This window comes from Aliirhizobium cellulosilyticum (genome assembly GCF_014198105.1).
GTDB lineage: Bacteria > Pseudomonadota > Alphaproteobacteria > Rhizobiales > Rhizobiaceae > Neorhizobium > Neorhizobium cellulosilyticum.
On sequence record NZ_JACIGW010000002.1, the window covers coordinates 596,406 to 616,451 of the forward strand.

Annotated in this window: 18 protein-coding genes; 1 reads left to right on the plus strand and 17 read right to left on the minus strand. The window is 57.2% G+C overall.

Annotated elements, in window-relative coordinates:
- Positions 1-24: 24 nt before the first annotated feature.
- The 11 genes from GGE33_RS11660 to flhA all read right to left on the minus strand — a co-directional run bounded on the left by GGE33_RS11660 (position 25) and on the right by flhA (position 11,161).
- Positions 25-1,053: a flagellar hook-associated family protein gene (locus GGE33_RS11660; RefSeq protein ID WP_183823287.1), complete on the minus strand. Its 1,029-nt coding sequence runs from the start codon at positions 1,051-1,053 to the stop codon at positions 25-27.
- 2 nt (positions 1,054-1,055) lie between these two features.
- Positions 1,056-2,501 carry a flagellar hook-associated protein FlgK gene (gene flgK / locus GGE33_RS11665; protein ID WP_183823289.1) on the minus strand — a complete coding sequence of 482 codons (1,446 nt, stop codon included), beginning with the start codon at positions 2,499-2,501 and terminating at the stop codon, positions 1,056-1,058.
- An 18-nt stretch (positions 2,502-2,519) separates the two neighbouring features.
- Positions 2,520-3,785, minus strand: a complete 1,266-nt coding sequence (locus GGE33_RS11670) for a flagellar hook protein FlgE (protein WP_183823291.1) — start codon at positions 3,783-3,785, stop codon at positions 2,520-2,522.
- Between the two features lie 217 nt (positions 3,786-4,002).
- On the minus strand, positions 4,003-4,674 hold the full coding sequence (gene rem / locus GGE33_RS11675) for a transcriptional activator Rem (RefSeq protein WP_183823293.1): 672 nt from the start codon (positions 4,672-4,674) through the stop codon (positions 4,003-4,005).
- Positions 4,675-5,003: 329 nt separating this feature from the next.
- A complete protein-coding gene (glf, locus tag GGE33_RS11680) occupies positions 5,004-6,152 on the minus strand; it encodes a UDP-galactopyranose mutase (RefSeq protein ID WP_183823295.1) in 1,149 nt (382 codons plus the stop codon).
- A gap of 106 nt (positions 6,153-6,258) precedes the next feature.
- Positions 6,259-6,801 (minus strand): hypothetical protein, encoded by a 543-nt coding sequence (locus tag GGE33_RS11685; RefSeq protein WP_183823297.1) that lies wholly within the window; start codon positions 6,799-6,801, stop codon positions 6,259-6,261.
- Complete coding sequence (locus tag GGE33_RS11690; RefSeq protein WP_148148808.1) at positions 6,798-7,166, minus strand: hypothetical protein; 369 nt, start codon at positions 7,164-7,166, stop codon at positions 6,798-6,800. The genes GGE33_RS11685 and GGE33_RS11690 overlap by 4 nt, the downstream gene beginning before the upstream one ends.
- A 26-nt stretch (positions 7,167-7,192) precedes the next feature.
- Positions 7,193-7,759, minus strand: coding sequence for a rod-binding protein (locus tag GGE33_RS27835; protein WP_183823299.1), 567 nt, complete (start codon positions 7,757-7,759; stop codon positions 7,193-7,195).
- Between the two features lie 142 nt (positions 7,760-7,901).
- A complete protein-coding gene (locus tag GGE33_RS11700) occupies positions 7,902-8,312 on the minus strand; it encodes a hypothetical protein (RefSeq protein WP_183823301.1) in 411 nt (136 codons plus the stop codon).
- Between the two features lie 9 nt (positions 8,313-8,321).
- Complete coding sequence (fliR, locus tag GGE33_RS11705) at positions 8,322-9,074, minus strand: flagellar biosynthetic protein FliR (RefSeq protein ID WP_148148805.1); 753 nt, start codon at positions 9,072-9,074, stop codon at positions 8,322-8,324.
- Positions 9,071-11,161, minus strand: a complete 2,091-nt coding sequence (gene flhA, locus GGE33_RS11710) for a flagellar biosynthesis protein FlhA (protein ID WP_148148804.1) — start codon at positions 11,159-11,161, stop codon at positions 9,071-9,073. Before flhA ends, fliR begins: the two co-directional genes overlap by 4 nt.
- Before the next feature lie 240 nt (positions 11,162-11,401).
- On the opposite strand from flhA, the gene GGE33_RS11715 reads away from it, so the two are divergent.
- A complete protein-coding gene (locus GGE33_RS11715) occupies positions 11,402-13,684 on the plus strand; it encodes a DUF1217 domain-containing protein (RefSeq protein WP_246435959.1) in 2,283 nt (760 codons plus the stop codon).
- A gap of 105 nt (positions 13,685-13,789) precedes the next feature.
- Here the strand turns inward: GGE33_RS11715 and rem (GGE33_RS11720) are convergent, their stop codons facing one another.
- The 6 genes from rem (GGE33_RS11720) to GGE33_RS11745 form a co-directional block, all read right to left on the minus strand.
- Complete coding sequence (rem, locus tag GGE33_RS11720; RefSeq protein ID WP_183823293.1) at positions 13,790-14,461, minus strand: transcriptional activator Rem; 672 nt, start codon at positions 14,459-14,461, stop codon at positions 13,790-13,792.
- 267 nt (positions 14,462-14,728) lie between these two features.
- Entirely contained in the window at positions 14,729-15,298 is a 570-nt protein-coding gene (locus tag GGE33_RS11725) for a lytic transglycosylase domain-containing protein (RefSeq protein WP_394353645.1), read from the minus strand.
- Complete coding sequence (gene fliK / locus GGE33_RS11730; protein ID WP_183823305.1) at positions 15,258-16,727, minus strand: flagellar hook-length control protein FliK; 1,470 nt, start codon at positions 16,725-16,727, stop codon at positions 15,258-15,260. Before fliK ends, GGE33_RS11725 begins: the two co-directional genes overlap by 41 nt.
- A complete protein-coding gene (locus tag GGE33_RS11735; protein WP_183823307.1) occupies positions 16,724-17,980 on the minus strand; it encodes a chemotaxis protein in 1,257 nt (418 codons plus the stop codon). The genes fliK and GGE33_RS11735 overlap by 4 nt, the downstream gene beginning before the upstream one ends.
- A gap of 12 nt (positions 17,981-17,992) precedes the next feature.
- Entirely contained in the window at positions 17,993-19,324 is a 1,332-nt protein-coding gene (locus tag GGE33_RS11740) for a MotB family protein (protein ID WP_183823309.1), read from the minus strand.
- Entirely contained in the window at positions 19,317-19,964 is a 648-nt protein-coding gene (locus GGE33_RS11745; RefSeq protein ID WP_183823311.1) for a hypothetical protein, read from the minus strand. Before GGE33_RS11745 ends, GGE33_RS11740 begins: the two co-directional genes overlap by 8 nt.
- Positions 19,965-20,046 lie beyond the last annotated feature (82 nt).

Below are 20,046 nucleotides of genomic sequence, written 5' to 3' on the forward strand. Positions count from 1 at the left end.
GGCATCGGACATACATGCCGATGACTAGAGATAATCAGCGAGGCTCATGCCCAGGATTCGAGATGTGATCGAGTAAGAGGTTTCAACCTGGTTCAGCAGTGTCGACAACCGCACAGAGGCCTCCTCCGTATCCACACCCACCAAGCCCGTCAGCTGCGTATCGATGATCTTGATCTGGTTGCTCATATAAGTGTTCGCTTTGTCGATACGCTCTTGCGACAAACCAAGTGCTGACTGCTGAGCAGTCACGCCGGAGATTGCGGTGCCGGCATATTGCGTTGCCTTCTGGCTAACCACGGACAAGGCTCCGCTTCCGAGGCCGGCGTTCGATAGCTGCGACGCTACCACAGAAGCGAGGACAAGGTTCTTGAAACCTTCGGAATTGGCGCTGGTTGATGTCGCTACGGTTTCCGAAGAACTTATGCGCGTCGTCATTACGGTGTCAGACGCGTTGGTCCAGGACGCCCAGTTGAAAGATGTCTCATAATCGGACAGAAACTGGGTCATCTGGCCGGCGGTCACATCACCGGCCGAGGCGATGCCGTTTGCCGTTCTGAAGTTGGTGAACGCCGTATTGAAGTCATCCGTCACGTTGGCGATGAAATCATCGTCGAAAGTCTGCACATCCGTCGATATGCCGGAAAAGAGGTATTCGCCGTTAACTGCAGTGTTCGCGTAGCTGACGAAATTCTCCAGCACCGACATTGCGCTGTCGGCGGAAACCTTGAGGCTGTTTACATCGGAATTGCCACTGAGCGCCGTCAAGGCATCCAGCAGTGTCTGCCCTGCATCCGAGATGTTGGTCAGCGCAAGCTGCGACCCTTCCATTCTCGTCTCGGCGAAGGAGTTCGCATCGATGACCGACTGGAGGCGGCTGCTTTCACGCGAATAATCCAGGCTTGTCGAGGTACGGGTTCCAAGTTCCAGCCCGACATCGGAATAGGTACCGGTAACCGCCTCATCCTGCAGCTTTGTAATCTCCGTCATCGCAGTGGAGACGGTCGATTGCATAGACTGACTAATGGCGAGAGATGAGATAGACGTTGTTTTCATGACTAGCTAGCCGCCTGCATTAGTGAGCTGAGCATTTCGTCAATCGTCGAAAGCAGCTTCGTGGCCGCCTTGTAGGACTGCTCGATGTCCAACAGGAGAATAAGCTCCTCGTCGAGGTTGACGCCTGTGGCATTGGCATAGGCTTCCTTCGCCCGCATCTGCATGGCAGAGGTGCTTTCTGCAGCCGAGCTGGCGTTGCTTCGATATTCCTGAACCCAGCCGACGGAATCGGTCGAATAAGCCAGAAGCGTGGCACGGGTTGTGGTTCCGGCATCGCCGTCGAAATCGACGGTCTCTTCGAATCCTGCGAGATAGCCGTAAAGGAGCTTCGAAAAGCCTGCGGCATTCTCGGTATTCTGCTTTACGCCGGAAATATTGCCGTCCCTCAACTTAGTCGGATCGGCTTGCGCGTCACTATCGACCGTGATCAGCCCCGCCAGACCGGAGACGATATCCGGGTTATTGAAATCGATAGTCGATCCGTCCTTGGTGGTGAAGAGGCCGGCGATTTCATCACCTGCACCGTCCAACTCGGCAAAGACCGACATCGTAACGCGGGCAATCTCGTCCAACTGATCCTGATAGGTCGGGTAGACTTCGTCGCGCAACTGCAGCAGCGCCTGAAGCGAGCCGCTGGCGCTGGTGCTACTGCCCTTGCCCGGAGCAAGCGAGACACCATCGATATAGACGGCGTTGCCTGGCGGTCCGTCCGCAGACAAAACCGCACTGGCATCGAAGGTTACCTCGCGTGGCACCGTCTCGAACAGGGTGATGCCGCCGCTGGTATAAAGCACCATGTCGTTGCCATCACGGACGGTGCTCGTGACGCCGACGATCTCGGATATCTGCTTTACAAGGCCTTCGCGGGTGTCGAGTGCATCGTTGGCATCCTCGCCCCTCGAGATCTTTTCCTTGACCTTGTCGTTGACCTTCTCGAAATCCTTCAAGAGTTGGTTCAACTTATCAACGGTCGTCGAAATCTCCGAATCCGCCTGGACGCGAAGCCCCTGAACGGCTGATGTCTGCTGATTAAGGGAGTTGGCAAGATCGCCAGCCGCCGCTACTGCGGCCGCTGCCAATGTTACGTCGCTCGGTGACGTAGCATAAGTATCAAGCGACTCGACAAGAGCCGCCAGATATTGCGAAGGCGTCGCCGAAGATTCGCTTCCGCCCATCGCCGCATCGAGCGATACGAGACCCTTCAACAAAGCCTGCTGACCTGCATCGTCTGCAATTGCCGACAATGTCTGCTTCAGAAGGGCCGCGTCCTCGGTACGCTCCAGCTTGACCGTAGTCGCACCGGAATAGGGGTTCGTCGTCGTGACCGCAGTACGACGATTGTAATCCTCAGTGTTCGTATTGGACGTGTTGGTCGACACCGTGGCCGTCTGGGTCGCGGTGTTGCTCAGGATCGATTTCGTCGTATTGATTGCGGATGCGATGGACATTCAGCTGGCTCCTACGCCTTAACGGGCGAGATTGATGAGAACATCCATCAGGTCAGAGCCGGTCTGGAATACCTTGGAATTCGCCGTGTAGCTACGCTGCGATTCGATCATTTCCGTCAGTTCGCTTGCGAGGTCGACGTTGGATGTTTCCAGGGCACCGGAAACGATTTCGCCGAAGCCGGTGGTGCCGGCAAAGCCGATGGTGACGACACCTGAGTCTGCGGTCGGCTTATATACGTTGCCCGAGAAGAGCTTGAGATTGTCCGGGCTCTGAACCGTCGCCATCGCAATCTGGTAGAGGGCTTTCGGATCGCTCTTGGCGTAGGTCGCGTAAACCGTGCCATCCGAATCGATCTCGATACCGGTCATAGACTCGGCCGGGCTACCGTTGGCGCTACCCTTGGAGATTACCGATGCGCTGGAAAGCTGGTTCATGCCGGAAAGGTCGAAGTCAATGCCGCCAACGGTGATCGACAGCGGCGAGGTCGCGCCGTCAACGCTGACGAGACCCTTCGAATCAAACACCAGATCGGCGGTCACGGCCGTGCCGGAATACGGGAAGCTGCCGCTGCCGGTCGTGCTCTTATCGGCAGCATTGTAAACTGCGACTTCCCAAGAGTTATCGGCCGTCTTGGTGAAGTAGAAATCGTAGGTTACAGCTGCGCCGTACTCGTCATAGGTCGTTACCGAGGTCTTCAGCATGCTGTCCATGTCGACATCGGTGGTAGCACCGTTATCACTTGCCCAGCTGCCCGCAGCGACAGGATCCGCCGACTTGTTGAGGTTGCCGGTGAGCGAGCCGTTGGTCGTTGCGACAGCCGTGATGCTCGAGTTGGAAGCCTTAACCGGCACCAGCCCGTCATAGGAATTGACGACGGTGGTCGGCGTGCCTCCATCGGCGTCGTAACCGAGAAGCATGTAGCCGGCGTCGTTCACGAGATAGCCGTTTTCATCGGGAGTAAACGAACCCGCACGCGTCAGGAAGATGTTTCCAGCGGTATCCTGGACGATGAAGAAACCTTCACCCTGGATCGCGAGATCAGATCCGGACGTGGTGTATTCCAAGGCACCCTGTTCCGAAACGGAGTAGGAAACTTTCGTCTCCACGCCGCCGGAGTTGTAGTTGCCGGAAGTGGATGGAAGAACCAGTGACGAAAACGAGGTCGAAGCGCCCTTGTAGGCTGTCGTGCTCGAGTTCGCGATATTGTCACCGACCGTCCCCAGGCGGTTAGCCTGAGCATTCATGCCCGAAACGGCGGTCTTCATGGTTCCAAAAATGCTCATTTCGAATCCTCGCTGTGATAGTTGCTCCACATTAGGTGCCGGTCCTTGCGTGAAGCTGTCTGAAAAGGATGGATGGAAAATTTGAAAAACATTTTTCGACGGCGGGATGCCCAACGGGTCGATGGAAAACCGGCAGTCGAAACAATCGGAAAAGGCCGAACAATCATTGCCGGCCGGAAAACAAAAAAGGGGCGATCCTGATCGCCCCTTACATTTTTCAATTCCAGTCGATGCAATACCCGAGGAAGCGCTTTGAATCGATCGGGTCGATTCCGAGCTTCTTGCGGAGCTTCTTGCGCAATTTGCTGATATGGCTCTCGACGACGTTTTCCTCGACGTCCTCGTCGAAGATGCCGTAGATGGCCGAGAAGATCTGCGCCTTGGAAACACGTCGGCCGCGATTGGCGACCAGATATTCGAGAATGCGGCGCTCGCGGCGCGGCAGCGGAAAGACTTCCCCACCAATCTCAGGATCGCGACCGTCGGAATAGACGCGGATCGAACCGATATCGGTGTAGTTGGCGATGGCGGTCAGGCGGCGACGGATGGCAGCGGCGCGCGCCAGGATCTCGCGCGGATGAACCGGCTTGCGGACGACGTCGTCGACGCCGGCATCAAACAGCGCCAGCGTCGCATCGAGCGACGGCTGATCGGAAACGGCGATGACCGGTGCGGTGGAGCGATCGCGGATGGCGCGTGGCAGATCGCAGGCGTTCTTGGTCTGGCCGATGAGGAAGGCTTCGATGGCGCGGATATCGGCATCGGCTGCGGAGTTGACCCACTCGCCGAACTCGACGGGATCGAAGCCTGCCGAGGGGATGCCCTCGCGGCCGAACAGGGATGTGTAACCTTCCGTTACGAGCTCTCGCTCATCAACCACGACGATCATTCACCCATCTCCGAATCAGCAGCGTTCATGTGCTGAGGCATGAGTACGAATCGTGAGAGTCAGCCACAATTATAGGAACTTGTGGGGACTAATTAATAATTGATTAACCACACCTCTCCGATTTGCACTAGATGTAGTGGCTCAAACCAAAACAGGCACAATTTTTTCGGTGGATATCGTACTAGAATGATTGATGCTAACGAGACTCCGTTTGACACGCCTCATTATCGCCGGACTCGTGATGGAAAAAAACCGCGATCAAGAATCTACTTTTAGTTGCGGATATGTTTGTTACTCATCCACCCCGACACGGTAAAGAGGCACCATTTCTACGGCTCGATATTGAACGCGGGGAGTGGTAAGCCGTCCGCGAATGCGCGGATACAGGATCGGGCGGTATCAAGCGCCTCACGGATCGTCACATCCATATCGAGATAACGGTATGTGCCGAGGCGGCCGACAAAGGTGACGCCTTGCTCGAAGCGAGCACGCGCCACGTATTGCGCCAGCAGCGCCTGCTCGCCACTCAGCCTTATCGGATAATATGGCTCATCATCCGGACCGCATGCCCGCGAATACTCCCGGTAACATACGCTCCGTTCGTGGCTTTCCCAGGGAGAGAAGTGCTTATGCTCGGTAACCCGTGTGTAACGGACATCGGCATCTGCGTAATTCATCACCGCGCAACCCTGATAATCACCGTCGTATTGAAACTCCTCGAAATCAAGGGTGCGGTATCCAAGCCGGCCGAGCTCGTAGTCGAAGTAACCGTCGAGCGGCCCGGAATAAAACACGTGTGAGAAATCGCCGGCATCGCTGCGGACGAAATTCCGCTCCAGTTCTATGGAGATGTTGTCGTGCGACAAGATACGCGCGACCATCTCGGTATAACCGTGCTCCGGCATGCCCTGATAGAGATGCGAAAAGTAGTTGTCGTCGTAGCTGAACCGCACCGGCAGTCGTTTGAGGATGCTGGCAGGCAGATCCGCAGGCGAGCATCCCCACTGCTTGCGCGTGTATCCTTCAAAAAACGCTTCGTAGAGTTCGCGTCCGACGAATTTGAGTGCCTGATCCTCGAATGTCACCGGTTCACCGATCGACGGGTCAGACTGTGACTGAATGAAGTCGCGCGCCTCATCCGGCCTGAAGGTCCTGTCAAAGAACTGGTTGATCGTGTGCAGGTTGACGGGCAGCGAATAGACCTGCCCTGCGCTCGTCGTCTTCACCCTGTTCACATAGGGCATGAACGTCATGTGCCGGTTGACGTAACGCCACACCTCATCATCATTGGTGTGGAAGATATGCGGCCCGTAGACATGGACCATCACGCCGGACGCTTCGTCCCGCGCAGTGTGACAATTGCCAGCGATGTGGGAACGCCGATCGATGATGTGGACGACGTGACCGGCCTCTGCCAGCTCGCGGCCGATGACGGCACCGGACAGACCGGCGCCGACGATCAGAACTGGTTTCGGCACTGTGCCCCCCTAAATTCCCGAACCCGCCCGAGCATGTCTCTCGAAGTGATCCCGGAATTTGCGGGAAAGACATGCCTGGAAACAAGAAACCAAAGTGCGGTGCGCTCTAGTGCGATTGCGCCGGCGCAGCCGCACTGCCGGCTGTGCCGGCAGGAGCAGGCTCTGGCGCAATGATTTTCTTGGAAGCCATCTTCTGGTTCGACTTCCCGGCAAGGTCCGCCTTGGAGAGGTAATCGAGCTGTTCGAAAATCACCGCGGTCACCAATGCATCCCCGGCTCGCGCGTTGAGGTCGTCCTTGATCTTGGCTCTCAGGCCCTCGACATTCAGGTCACCCACCTTCGGCAGGTCGATCATCTTGTTACCCACCAGGACGGTGTAGAGCTCATCCGTGATGTAGGGCGCGATCGGGATATGCGTGTTAGCAGCCTTCTCCTGATCGATCATCACCGAGACCTTGGTGAGGAAGTAACCGGTCACAGCTCCTTCCGTCACCACGGGTATGCTCAGGGTTTCACCTGCCACATAAGCCGGGGGAATGACGGGTTTGGCAACTTCTACGCCGGATTTCGCCGACAAGGTCACAGCCGCATATACCCCGCCAAGCGAGATTATGCATACCCAGACGCCGATCAGGACAATCTTGATCATCTATCGGCCCGAACGAGGAACTGTTCCTGGGAATAGGTGCCGTCGTCGTCTGCACTGCGAACGGCATTCTTCAGAAGTTCGGCAACGGCGCGTACAGCACGCATATGAGCTTCCACGCGGCGTTCGTTCAACTTCAGTTTGGCCTTGAGCGCATGCAGCTGCTCCAGATGGGCCGCCGTGATGTCATTTCGCTCGCTGTTGCGGAAAAGCATGGTCAATTCGTAAAGGCAGCGGCTCTTGTGTGCATTCGAGAGCTTGAAATCGAACTCGGGATCGGTGCCGATCCGCTGGTTTTCGTTTTCGATGATCACGTCAAGACGACCGAGAACCGCCTTGATGCGGTACTCGCTGTTCAGCACTTCCATGGAATCGTTCTCCCTCGGCATTTCAATCAAGCCGCGTCGTTATCAGTTTTTTTGATGGCGCCCGGCGACAGCAGCGTACGGCGTTCGAAATCCGTAATCATGCTGACAGCCTTGGCCTTGTCGTTTCCGTCTGTCGTGTTGTTGGGCACTTCAAGACGCTGCTTGTTCAGCGCCTGCGCGAAGACCTGTTCCGCGATGCCAATGCCGCCTCGCTTGGAAACCGAATCCGCCATCTGTTCGGCCATCATGCTCTTCCAGAACTCGCCGGCAGAGCCCTTGCCGTAAACGGCTTCGCTTTCGGAAGGCATCATGTCCTTGAGGAAGGTCGTCAGGACGCTCGATTCGAACTTCCGGTAAACTTCAGGAATCTGCTCCTTGCCGGTAGCGTGCTGAATATTGCCGATGCCCGCCTTGGATGCATCGCTTGCACCGGCGCCCAGCACAGATGCAAAACCGGCATTGCTGGCCGTCAGCACGGATGCCTGATGTTCAGCACTTACAGAACGCAGCTTTTCGCGCGCTGCCAACATGCTGTTCGGATCGGCTGCCTTGACTACGTCGAGGACAAGATCGCTGGAAGGAGATATGGCCACGTCGTTTCCCTCTTGCTTGCGCGCCGACCGAAAATCGACTTCGATTTCCGGGCTTGCGATGCGCAGACCTCAGTGTCACAGCGTCTTGCCTGAACCGATGAATGGCGCACGACGCTGTAAAATCGAGGGGAATGTTGCCACCTTAACCTTGCTGGAAGCTGGTGTCCTTCAATGTGATCATCATCTCAAGCAAGTTGATGACGGCATCGTCCTCGCGAGCACGCTGCTCCTGCTCCAGGGCCTCCTTGCGGCGCTCATCAAGCCGGTCTCCCTTGCTGCGCTCCTTTGCCAGGCGCGCTTCCTGAGAGCGGCGGGCCGCCATAAGCTGCTTTTCTTCCGTTGCCAGCCGTGAGAAACGGCCCAGATAATGGCGCGAAAGACCGCGATGGATCGGGTCGAGCGAGGTCATGACATTCGCTGTCAATTCCATTGCTGTGTTCACTTCCTCGCGCTGGCGAACGATAACCGAAAGCTCGTTTTCGATCATCTTCTCCATATGCCGCTGGACGCTGACGAGACGCTTGAGCTTCTTGGATCTGTCCATATCCGCCATTATCCGCTCCTATAGATTGCCGAAGATGACGAAGAAGCCATCGGCAAACTGATCGAGAATTGCCGCTATGCCGAAATAAATCAGCAGGATACCGCCTGCCAGCGCGAAAGGCGTGGAAATGAAATAGAGAGGGATTTGCGGTGCCAGCTTGTTGATGAGGCCAACGACCACGTTGAACAGCAGACCATAGAGGATGAAGGGGCTCGCCAGCCTCAGCATGATCATGAAAGACGCGGAGAGCGTGTCCGTCAGGCTGACCAGCGAGCGTTGCGAACCGATCAACGAGCCCACCGGAATGCTCTGATAGGATTCGGCCAGCTCCTTGATCATGTAATGGTGGAAATCCAAAACAAAAAGGATGAGAAGCGCGCCCGTTGCCAGAAGACTGGTCAGCGAGTTGTCGGAACTGTCTTCGAATATGTCTCCTGAAGGCGTGGCATTGAACGAAATGGCCATGCCGATTATCGCACCCGCAAACTGGATGCCGAGAACATAGATCCGCGCGACGAGGCCGAAGATGACGCCCGTCATCGTCTCGGAGAAGATCGTCACGATGAAGACTTCGGGGGCGGCCGAGGCGGGCGGATAGAGGATATCCCAGAACAAAGGCAAAAGCGCCAGCGATAACGCCAGCGCCAGAAAAAGCCTGATCTGCATCGGCAGACGCGCCGACGAGAACCCTGGCATAACCATCACGCATCCACCTATTCGGCAGAATGCCAGGAAAAGCGCCATTATGGCGCCCTGGGGATCGGGGATCATGAAATCGAACCGAGTATCTTGATTTCCGTGCCTTTTGCCAACTCGACATGGGAGAGCACCGGAAGCGTCGAGAACAGGCGTTCGGTGATCATGCGGACATAGGAGCGCGTTTCGGGCAGGGTCACAAGTACAAAAGGCAGTCCCTCGTCCATGAATTCACGGATAACCTTGCTTGCCTCGTTGCTGAACTCTTCCAGATGGCGCGGATCGATATCGAATTCGATCACTTCACCCTTGGCGTCGCGCTTGAGCGCCTGCTGGAAGATCAAGTCCCACTTGGTACCGATGCGGACGACACGCAGCACGCCGTTGTCGGAAAGATCGCCGCAAATCTGCTGCGCCATGCGGACACGCACATGCTCGACGATCTGCTCGGCCTTCTTCAGATGCGGTGCGAGTTCGGCCACCGCTTCGAGAATGAGATGCAGGTTGCGGATCGAAACGCGCTCGGCCAGCAACAGTTTCAAGATGGCCTGCAGGCCGGAATAGGACATGTGAGACGAGCAGATTTCGTCGGCAAGCTTCTTGTATTCCGGGTCCAGCCGGTCGATCAGGATCTTCACGTCCTTGAACGAGAGGAGCGACGGAAGATTGTTGCGGATCACCTCGCTCACGTGCGTCAGCAGCGCAGAGATGTTGTCGATCGGGTGGAAGCCCTCGCGCTTCAGATCTTCGACGAAATGCTCCAGAACGGAGACCGCCGGCATGCCGAAGGCGGGTTCGCGAACCTCGTCGCCAGGAACCGACGGCTTGTGGCGCTTGCCGGTAATGACGAGCACTTCACCGACACGCAGTGTGCTTGCGGCGACCGTCGTGCCATGGATGCGGATCTGGTAGGACTTGTCGGGGATGGCGATATCGTCGCTGACCTTGATCTCGGGTACGACGAAACCGTACTGTACGGCAAACTTCTTGCGCATCTTGCTGACGCGGAAGGCAAGTTCCTGATGGGCTCCCAGCAGGCGCGGCGAAACGAGCTTGCCGAGCGCCAGCTCGATCTCGGTGGTCTTGAGGACGTTCTTGACCGTGTCCTTTTCGACCTCCTGCTTCTGGACGGCCTTCTTTTCCTCCTCCTCGCGCAGGAGCTTGTTCTGCGCCTCGATCTGGCGGGGAACGAGCCATGCGCCAGCAGCCAGAAGACCACCAAGGGCGGTGAACGGCAGGAGGGGCAGGCCCGGAATGAGCGCGAGAACGAACATCAAGCCCGCAGCGACCGACATGGCCTTGGGATAGCTGCTCAACTGGCCGATAACGGCCGTATCGGTGGAGCCCTTGGTGCCGCCGCGCGTTACGATGAGGCCGGCTGCGAGCGAGACAATGAGAGCCGGAATCTGGGTTACGATACCGTCACCGACAGAAAGCTTGACGAAGACATCGGCTGCTTCGCCGATTTCCATACCGTGACGGAAATAGCCGATGATGATGCCGCCGAAAATGTTGATCGCGGTGATCAACAGGCCTGCGACCGCATCGCCGCGAACGAATTTCGAGGCACCGTCCATCGCGCCGTAGAAGGAGCTTTCCTCTTCGAGTTCACTACGGCGGCGCTGGGCTTCCTTCTCGTCGATCGTGCCGGCGGACAGGTCCGCATCGATCGACATCTGCTTGCCGGGAATGGCATCGAGGGTGAAGCGGGCTCCGACTTCCGCGATACGGGTGGCACCCTTGGTGATAACGATGAAGTTGACGACGATCAGGATCAGAAAGACGATCAGACCGATAACGAAGTCGCCGGACATGACCAGACTGGAGAAGCCGGCGATGACACCGCCAGCCGCATCATGTCCCTCATGTCCATGGGAGAGGATGACGCGCGTTGTCGCAATGTTGAGCGCCAGACGAATCATGGTGGCGATCAGAAGGATCGTCGGGAAGGACGAAAAATCCAGAGGGCGCTGAATCCAGAGCGAAACCATCAGGATGAGGACGGCGAAGGCGATGGAGAAGGCCAGCCCCACGTCGATCATGAAGACCGGGATCGGCAGGAAGAGAATGCAAAGGATCGTGACTATGCCGACGGCAAAACCGATGTCACGGCCCTTCGGCGCGACCTTCGGCAACGGCAGGATACTCTGAGGGGTGGCCATTTCTGCTCCGTCTCGTCATGAGATGCGGAAACCGCCTGAGGCGCTTTCGCTTCCAAAGTCCTTGAATTCGGACAGCCGTCGCAACATCGGACAGCCAGCCGGTTTGGGTAAAATCTAGAAAGCGAAGCTTGCGTGAGAGTGACGGCGCGTTAAGCCATTCCCGGAATTGATGGCCGGACGGGGATGACACAAGAGCATTTTTCAGCTACGTTCATCACGAATTAAGTCCCGAGGGCAAGGATGCCCGGTGGACGTGTGCGCGATGGAAGCGCAAGTCTGGGCCATGATATCGGCCATTGCAGCAAGCAAAAGGCTTCCATCCGCATGGTTTCAAGCGCATTCTCCACATATACGAGCTATCTTGTCCTCAACAGGGACATCAATTCCTCGTTGTCGCGCGTTGCAAGCCAGGGTGATGTTGCAAGCAACACGGACTATTACGAAGAAAATATCGGCAAAGTCACCACAGCCGAGGAATTCGTCAACGATTACAGGTTGTTTTCCTATGCAATGAAGGCCTACGGCCTCGAGGAGATGACCTATGCCAAGGCCTTCATGAAGAAGGTGCTGGAAAGCGATCCGAACGACGATTCCAGCTTCGCCAATTCACTCACCGACACCCGATACGCGGATTTCGCCAAGGCCTACAATTTCTCGGGCGATTTGGCGAAGGCACAGACATCGGCCCAGACCGAGAACCTCGTTACGGCCTACCAGGATTCCTTTACCCAGGAAGAAACGGACATCAAGTCCGAGGTGTCCTATTTCCAGAGCAAGATCGGTAGCATCGATCATGTCAACGACATTATCGGCAATGACAGGCTGCGCACCTACGTGCTGGAATCATTCGGGCTCGACGCGAAATACACCTCCAAGAACTATCTATCGCAGGTCCTGACAAGCGATCTGAACGATCCCGATAGCGTTGCCAATCAGGCGAGCAACGATGCCTGGCGCGAACTGGCTGCGGCTTTCAATTTCAGCTCCGATGGCACAGTCGCTGCAGGCGAGACCGCGCAGAGCGCTGAACAGACATCGGATCTGCGGCTCGACTACATTTACAACAAGTCGACCTATCCCTCCGACCTGCTCCTGGACGCAAACCAGTCCTACTGGGAAAAACACGTTGCCGAGGCCGGAAGCGCCTCCGAAATCACTTCGGACGCGCGGCTTCTGGAGTATGTCAAAACTGCTTTCGGACTGCGCGACACGATGATGGCATCGAGCGTTGCCAGTATGATGTACAGCCGGACATTCGCCGAGACGATCGGCAATACTGAGCTACTGGATTATTTCAGTTTCCAGACCGACGGAACGGTTGCGGCCGGTGGTTCGGCCCAGACCAGCGAACAGGCGACCAATCTCGAGGCCAAGTACAAGACCGCGTTCCAGGCCAGCCAGGCCGATGCGGTGGAAAATGCTGTCTCCAATTTCGAGACCCGCATCGCCGACGTCAAAAGCATTGATGACTTCTTCAAGTCGAATGCAGATGACGACGATGCGAACAACGACGACGTTACCGAAATATGGGATGTCGCGTTGCGCGCCTTCGGCATCGACCCAAGTGAGGTCAAAATGACGGCCCTGCGCAAGATCCTTTCCAGCAATCTCGAAGACAAGGACAGCTACGCCAATCAGCTGGATGACGAGCGGTATGTGGCCCTCGTCAAAGCGTTCAATTTCGATACGAAGGGCGACGTCGACACCCCACTTCTGGCACAGTCGGAAAACGTAACTCAGGACTTTACCGCGGATTACCTCAGCCTCAAGACACGCTTCCTGAAGGGCGATGAGAGGGAAAAAGCGGGCGAAACCGCCACTGACGAGATCGAGTATTTCGAAAAGAAGATGGAATCGATTTCGACTGTCGATGAACTTCTATCGGACAGCAGGCTCGTCAACTTCCTGCTCGAGAGCCAGGAAATTGATCCGAAGAGCGTCACAAAAGACGAGCTGCAGCAGATGTTCGCTTCGGATCTCGACGATCCGAAGAGCTACGTCAACCAGTTGGACAACAAGAGCTTCGCCAAGATCGTCGCTTCCTTCAATTTCGACACCGAAGGTAACCTGACATCCGATACGCTTGGCACGGTCCAGCAGAGGGGCGACGTTTTCCAGACTGTCAGTAACTACTATCGGCAGACACTGGAAGAAGAGCAGGGCGATTCCAACGAGGGCGTTCGACTTGCTCTCTATTTCGAGCGCAAGGCCTCGTCGATCACCAGTGCCTACGACATCCTTGGGGATTCAGCGCTGCTCAACTTTTTCAAGACAGCCTACAATCTGTCGACCTATTTCTCCAGCCAGGAGCTTGAGAAGCAGGCAGCGACCGTCGAGAAATTCGTCGAGCTCGATAAATTGTCCGATCCGGATTACGTGCAGAAGGTCATTCAACGCTTCACCGCACTTTACGACAGCCAGAACGGCGCAACGGACTCGGCTGCCCTTTCCATTCTTCAGGGCAGCTCCTCCTCGATCAGCGCTGACACGCTGCTGGCCGTGGCCCAGCTTTCGGCACGCTAACGAAGAGCTTCATCCATCTTTTCTGTCATCTCAAATAGAAACACCGCCCAAAGCGATCGGGCGGTGTTTTTGCGTTGAACAGGACAGCACCATGCTGTGCCGTCATCAATTCCAGTCGATGCAATACCCGAGGAAGCGCTTTGAATCGATCGGGTCGATTCCGAGCTTCTTGCGGAGCTTCTTGCGCAATTTGCTGATATGGCTCTCGACGACGTTTTCCTCGACGTCCTCGTCGAAGATGCCGTAGATGGCCGAGAAGATCTGCGCCTTGGAAACACGTCGGCCGCGATTGGCGACCAGATATTCGAGAATGCGGCGCTCGCGGCGCGGCAGCGGAAAGACTTCCCCACCAATCTCAGGATCGCGACCGTCGGAATAGACGCGGATCGAACCGATATCGGTGTAGTTGGCGATGGCGGTCAGGCGGCGACGGATGGCAGCGGCGCGCGCCAGGATCTCGCGCGGATGAACCGGCTTGCGGACGACGTCGTCGACGCCGGCATCAAACAGCGCCAGCGTCGCATCGAGCGACGGCTGATCGGAAACGGCGATGACCGGTGCGGTGGAGCGATCGCGGATGGCGCGTGGCAGATCGCAGGCGTTCTTGGTCTGGCCGATGAGGAAGGCTTCGATGGCGCGGATATCGGCATCGGCTGCGGAGTTGACCCACTCGCCGAACTCGACGGGATCGAAGCCTGCCGAGGGGATGCCCTCGCGGCCGAACAGGGATGTGTAACCTTCCGTTACGAGCTCTCGCTCATCAACCACGACGATCATTCACCCATCTCCGAATCAGCAGCGTTCATGTGCTGAGGCATGAGTACGAATCGTGAGAGTCAGCCACAATTATAGGAACTTGTGGGGACTAATTAATAATTGATTAACCACACCTCTCCGATTTGCACTAGATATAGTAGTAAAAACCAAAACAGCCACAATTTTTTCGGTGGATTTTGACAGATTCATAACAGGATTCGGCATGCCCCTGTTTGACACGCCTCATTGCTGCCAGATCAAAGGCGCGATGTAAATTGGAAAGGCAATCTACTTCCAGTTGCCGCCAGCGCAAAAATTCGTCGCTCCTGCGGTCCACTGCCCATATCCCGAAGCGACCAGATTTGCGATCACGCGACATACGTATCGCTGCTGCGCCGGGTCATTGTTCGGCCCGGCATGGTAACGGGCAACAGCCATCGTCCAGGTCTCGTGCCGATCATACAGCTGCCGCAGAAAACGTGCGGCATAGGCAACGTTCTGAGCCGGATCGAACATATCCTGCAAGGAGGCAAATTCCGCGCCGTGATACATGAGGTTGATCTGCATGCAGCCGATGTCGATCAGCTTTGCCCCCTGCCCCCGAGATGCAGCAACCTGAGTAAAGGCTTCCTGCAGCGAACCGGGAAAGAATGCCTTGCCTTCGACATTCAAGGCAAAGGGACTGAGCGAGCCTTTTCGCCCTGTCTCGGTGAGGCCGACAGAATAGAGTATGCCTTCCGGAATGCCATATTGTGCAGCAGCGCGCTGTATCTGCCGTTCGCAAGCGAGGCTGGCGCCGACCGCCGCTTCCCCCCTATCAGAGATAAACGGTGTCGGGACGAGCACCAGCGCCGCCAGAACCCGCGCCTTGAGCCGAACCTTCATCCTTACCTCCGGAAGAGCTGATACGCGTACCGATGTCCGACGTATCCGTCAGACCGCCACTCGTATTGCCGCCCTGGCGGCCGTTCTGCTGCTGTTGCTGCTGCGCCTGTCCCATATCGGAAGACTGCCGGCTGTTGGCGAATGTATCGCTGCCCTTGTCGGACGAAGTCGAACTACTTCCACTCGCAATGCTGACCGTGATCTGGTCGACGCTGTAACCTTGTGACTTCAGGTTATCGAGCATCGTGGAACTGTCGTGCATGAGCTGCCGATAGGCCTTGCTGCTTTCGACGGTGAGATGAATGTTCAGCTCTTCGCCGACCATGCGCATCGTTGCCGTCACATGCCCGAGGTCATTGGGGTTGAGCTCGATCTTGAGCGTATTCACCACCTTGCCCGTGCTGGCATAAAGCGCCTCGTTGGACAGCTTTGCGCTCGGGTTCATGGCAGCCGACCAATCCGGATCCTGACCAAATGCGGTTGCCAGTGAGACCGCGTTGGAGCTCGGTGCCATGCCGATGTATCGACGGTTCTCGGTGACCTGGACAGCGGGCGTCTCCATGTCGACCGAAAGCTCGCTGTCATGCTCCAGCGCATCGTGAACCGCCGGGGCAACATCGGCGGCAGTCGCAGCTGGACGCTGGCTAGTTTTTGTATCCGTCGCCACGGTGTTCGTGGCCGTTCCTGCCGCTGCGTCCTTCAAGGACAGAGCAGCATTGCCGGCCTGTGCTGTTACCGTGTCTACGTCGATTTCAGCGGATTCCGTCTGTACCGGCAGCTGATCGCCGGCAATGTCCGACTGCACAGTCTGGGCAGACGCCGTTTCCGGAAGCGACTGGAGCAATGCCAGCGCGTCGTCCGCAGCATCCGGGTCTGCGGCATCGGTGTCCGTATTGTCTGTCTTGGCCTGATCGGCGGCGGTGTTGCGAACCGGGCTGCTCGAACCCTTCGTATTGGCCGGCATTGCCGCCTGCAGGTCGGCCAAAAGGTCTGCCGCCGTATCGAGATCGGCAACGTCGACAGGCACTTGCGGCTCCGCGTCCTGCCCCTCGACCGGCATTTCAACGACGGCCTCCGGAGTGATCGCATCCGAGGCCTGAACAACGGCCTTTGAAAGCATCGTTTCGACGGTCATCGCGAACGGACGAGCGCTTGCAGTCGCCTTCGGCTCGGCGGCGACGTCCGTATCAGGCTGGTCCTGTCCGGCTTGTGTCTCGGTTGCCGCGCCATCGTCATTCGCCGCGGCGGCTTTTTCGCGCTGGCCCTGGCCGTCGCCATAGGAGTTGAGCGTCTTGGCGAAACCGTCGTCCTTGGAAGTCCGCGTACCCTTGTTGGACGCAGAGGAAGCTGCGGTTGAAACATCCGCGCTCGCCGGCAAGGCATTGTTCACTACATTCATCATCGACCCCCAATCTCCTTCGCAAGGAGCGAATCTATCTCACCCAGCTTGTTTCGGCCTTGCGTGACGAAGTCGTCAACGGCCGCATTTGTCGCGGTCGCGGCATTCGGCACGACTGAGCCTGCAGTCGTCGGATCAGGCTTGGCATCGGCAGTCCGGGTGTTGCCATCGGGCGTAGGGGTGTCTTCGCCGCTGCCGCTGATATCCACAGGCCTGACAATCTCCTCGCCGACGCGTTGCGCAGCATCGAGAAGTGCTCGGTCGCGATCCGAAAGACCTTCGCGGGGAATCGATGAAAGCTGGTCGACAACCTGCGAAACATTTGAAGACGGAACCTTGGCAATATGCTCGTAAAGGCCGGGGAGTAGCGTACGTCCCTTGCCGCTAAGCACATCGTTCAATTTGCGTGCCTCTTCAGCCGTATAGCTCGCCAGATCATATTTACCCTTCAGCGTCGCCAGTCGTGATATGCGCAGGTAAAGCTCCTGGGCCCGGTCCGGATCCATGAGGTCGGCCACTTCCGAAACCCGGTCGTGTCCAAGCCCCGGCGCGCTGGTTACCGCGAGGTCGACGAAGAGGTCAGCGAACTGGCTGGCATAAGGCGAATGAAGAAAACGCCGCGCATACCGCACGGAATAGCCGAAAGCCCGATCGACATCCTTCAGACTTGCGCTTGCGACGATGGAGCGGCGCAGCGCCGCCTCTTCCAGGATCGTGCCCGGTGCATCGATGCGGGTGCGATCGTAAAAGATCAGTGCGGCGGTCGGATCAGTCGGATAATTGACGTTGCCGGCGACAAGATTGAGATAGGGACCGATCGGTGAGCCCTTATATTCCTGGGAGAGAGAGGCAATCGAGCTTGCAACCTGCCCGCCGCGGCCGTCGAGATATTTCTGCAGGACGTTGACGACACGCGCGTCGAGATATCCCTGAGTGTCGCGGGATGCCAGGAAGTTCAAGGTGGCGGGATTACCGCCACTCATCACGTAAACGAAGACTGCGTCTGCATTGCGCGTATCCGCAAGCGTTCCGTTGTCCGCAGATCGCAGCCTCTTGTCGAGAGAATCGAGCAGGTAGCGCTGGAGATCGGAGGCGGAGTGATCTCCGAGTACCAGCGAATCCTGGACGAACTGGAGGGACCTCAAGATCTTATAGGCATCGAGCGACTGGTCCTGGGCGCGCGTCTCGGCGGCTCCTGCAGCCAGCGCGGCCGCAAGAAGCGTGGAGCGAACAATCCAGTATCTGCGAGCGAACATCAGCGCTTACCTTCAACCATCGGCAATCAGGATTTCTATGCGGCGATTGGCTCCGTCCTCGGGATTGTCGGTAACCTGCGGTCGGCGATCGGCGAAACCGGAAAGCTGCTTTACGCGGGTATCTTCAAGGCCGCCACGCAGAAGCATGAAATAGGCGGCATGGGCGCGGTCCATCGAAAGCGTCCAGTTGTCGGCGTTGCCACCTCGATAAGGCCGGCTGTCAGTGTGGCCGCGGATGACGATCGAGCCAGCCTTCGCCTTCAAGACTGCGGCAACCTTCTCCATCGCCAGGACAGTCTCCCTGCGAGGAACGGCCGATCCGAGATCGAACATCGGCGTTGCGGCCTGGTCTGAAATGGTAACGAGCATACCGCCCTCGGACGGAGTGACGACGATGCCCTCGGCAAGTTTGCCCGGAACGCCGGTCAAAGCCTTGACGAGTTCTTCCCGCAACTCCTCGGCCTTCTCGGTTTGCTTCTCCGTCGGCTTGGACGTTGTCTGAGGCCTGTCAGGCTCGGGAGAGCCATCATAAGGCTCCTCTTCCTTCGGCTGACCACTGCCGTCGACAGCGCCTTTGGGTGATTGCAGCGCGGCAATCTGTTGCTGGGCCGCATCGGTGCTGGTCGACGCTTGCGCGTCAGATGGCGACTGTCTCTGGGTGTCAGTGCGTGGATGCGCCTGTGCGGCGGCTGTCTCGACCGGCTTGGCATCGGGAACCGGTGGCAGCTTGCTGTCCTGCGACACGGCAACGGCACCGTTCTGGCCGTTCTGTGGAGCGGAAACCTGCTTACTCCAGAAGTCGGGATCGAACGGATCGCGATAGGCCTCGCCGCCGGAAGCGCCGGTCGAAGGGCCGGAATTTGCAGCGCCACCCTCGCCCTTCACGCTGACATTGGCCTGCTGGCCAACTTCCTGAGCGATCTCAGCCAGCACCGCGTAAGGATTTTCGAAAAATGCCTCTTCGGAAAAGCTGGTGTTCTCGCCGGAAGAAGCCGTCAGATCCTCGCCGGAAGCTGCGGCGGAACCGTCCTGTGTCTTATCGGCTGCAACGTCCGACTTCTGACCGTTCTGTTCGCCTTGTGCGTCCTTTGCCGGTTCTTTGACGCCGTCAGAGCTGGGCTGCTCATCCGTCAGCTTGATCGGATTGAAGTAGCTTGCAATCGAGGCCTTCGTTTCTTCGTTGGAGGCGTTGACGAGCCACATGACCAAGAAGAATGCCATCATTGCCGTCATGAAGTCCGCATAGGCGATCTTCCAGGCGCCGCCATGGGCTCCGTCATGATCACCCTTGTGGCGTTTGACGACAATAATTTCGTTCTTGCCGTGATGATGACTTTCACTCATCTATCTGCTCTTCCATCGCTTCGACAAAAGTCTTCAGACGCGTCACGAGAATCGAGTCACCGACTTCCAGCGTCATGTCGATTTCCGACGATTCTTCGTATTCGACTTCAGTCACGAGCGGATCGAGCCGCTTGCGCATCATTTCGATAAATGTTTCTGAACCTCTCACCGAGAGTTTCACCGTCCTGCCCTGCCCGATCTCTTCAGCGACATCGGCTGCGAATTTTGCGCCAGCAGCGCGAGCGACCTCTTCCTGGACAAAGGGTTGCAGGACACGCGCCACCGAAGTGTCTACGGCATCCGAGACTGATGCCTTCATCTCCTTGAGGAAGGCTTCAACGCGTTCGGCAACGACAGCGTCGTATTTCGCCGTCAGCGCCTCGATTTCCTCGCGATGCCTTGCGGTGATCTGCGCCACCTGCTCCTCATGGCGTTCCGTCATTTCGACCACGGCAGCCTCATGGCCTTCGGCGCGCGCCTTGCTTTTTTCCTCTTCGATATCGACGGCAGGCTCTGACGCCACGTCCGGGAGATCGAAGTTGTTCTCGGGAAAATCGAAATCGGAAACGAACTCCGATGGCTGCGGCTGCGGTTGCGGAGCGCCAAAATCCTTCAGGTAACGAGCAAGCGGCATACTCATGGAGATATCCCTACCTAGCCGACATGCGGAGAATGAAAAGGCTTACCTCAAAACTGAACAAGTGGACCATTCCTTCGTGCGT

Excerpts from the sequence above, each read along its gene's own strand:
- GGE33_RS11660 (WP_183823287.1), bottom strand. The coding sequence starts at position 1,053 with ATGAAAACAACGTCTATCTCATCTCTCGCCATTAGTCAGTCTATGCAA.
- flgK (WP_183823289.1), bottom strand. The coding sequence starts at position 2,501 with ATGTCCATCGCATCCGCAATCAATACGACGAAATCGATCCTGAGCAAC.
- GGE33_RS11670 (WP_183823291.1), bottom strand. The coding sequence starts at position 3,785 with ATGAGCATTTTTGGAACCATGAAGACCGCCGTTTCGGGCATGAATGCT.
- rem (WP_183823293.1), bottom strand. The coding sequence starts at position 4,674 with ATGATCGTCGTGGTTGATGAGCGAGAGCTCGTAACGGAAGGTTACACA.
- GGE33_RS11685 (WP_183823297.1), bottom strand. The coding sequence starts at position 6,801 with ATGATCAAGATTGTCCTGATCGGCGTCTGGGTATGCATAATCTCGCTT.
- GGE33_RS11690 (WP_148148808.1), bottom strand. The coding sequence starts at position 7,166 with ATGGAAGTGCTGAACAGCGAGTACCGCATCAAGGCGGTTCTCGGTCGT.
- GGE33_RS11700 (WP_183823301.1), bottom strand. The coding sequence starts at position 8,312 with ATGGCGGATATGGACAGATCCAAGAAGCTCAAGCGTCTCGTCAGCGTC.
- fliR (WP_148148805.1), bottom strand. The coding sequence starts at position 9,074 with ATGATCCCCGATCCCCAGGGCGCCATAATGGCGCTTTTCCTGGCATTC.
- flhA (WP_148148804.1), bottom strand. The coding sequence starts at position 11,161 with ATGGCCACCCCTCAGAGTATCCTGCCGTTGCCGAAGGTCGCGCCGAAG.
- GGE33_RS11715 (WP_246435959.1), top strand. The coding sequence starts at position 11,402 with ATGCCCGGTGGACGTGTGCGCGATGGAAGCGCAAGTCTGGGCCATGAT.
- rem (WP_183823293.1), bottom strand. The coding sequence starts at position 14,461 with ATGATCGTCGTGGTTGATGAGCGAGAGCTCGTAACGGAAGGTTACACA.
- fliK (WP_183823305.1), bottom strand. The coding sequence starts at position 16,727 with ATGATGAATGTAGTGAACAATGCCTTGCCGGCGAGCGCGGATGTTTCA.
- GGE33_RS11735 (WP_183823307.1), bottom strand. The coding sequence starts at position 17,980 with ATGTTCGCTCGCAGATACTGGATTGTTCGCTCCACGCTTCTTGCGGCC.
- GGE33_RS11740 (WP_183823309.1), bottom strand. The coding sequence starts at position 19,324 with ATGAGTGAAAGTCATCATCACGGCAAGAACGAAATTATTGTCGTCAAA.
- GGE33_RS11745 (WP_183823311.1), bottom strand. The coding sequence starts at position 19,964 with ATGAGTATGCCGCTTGCTCGTTACCTGAAGGATTTTGGCGCTCCGCAA.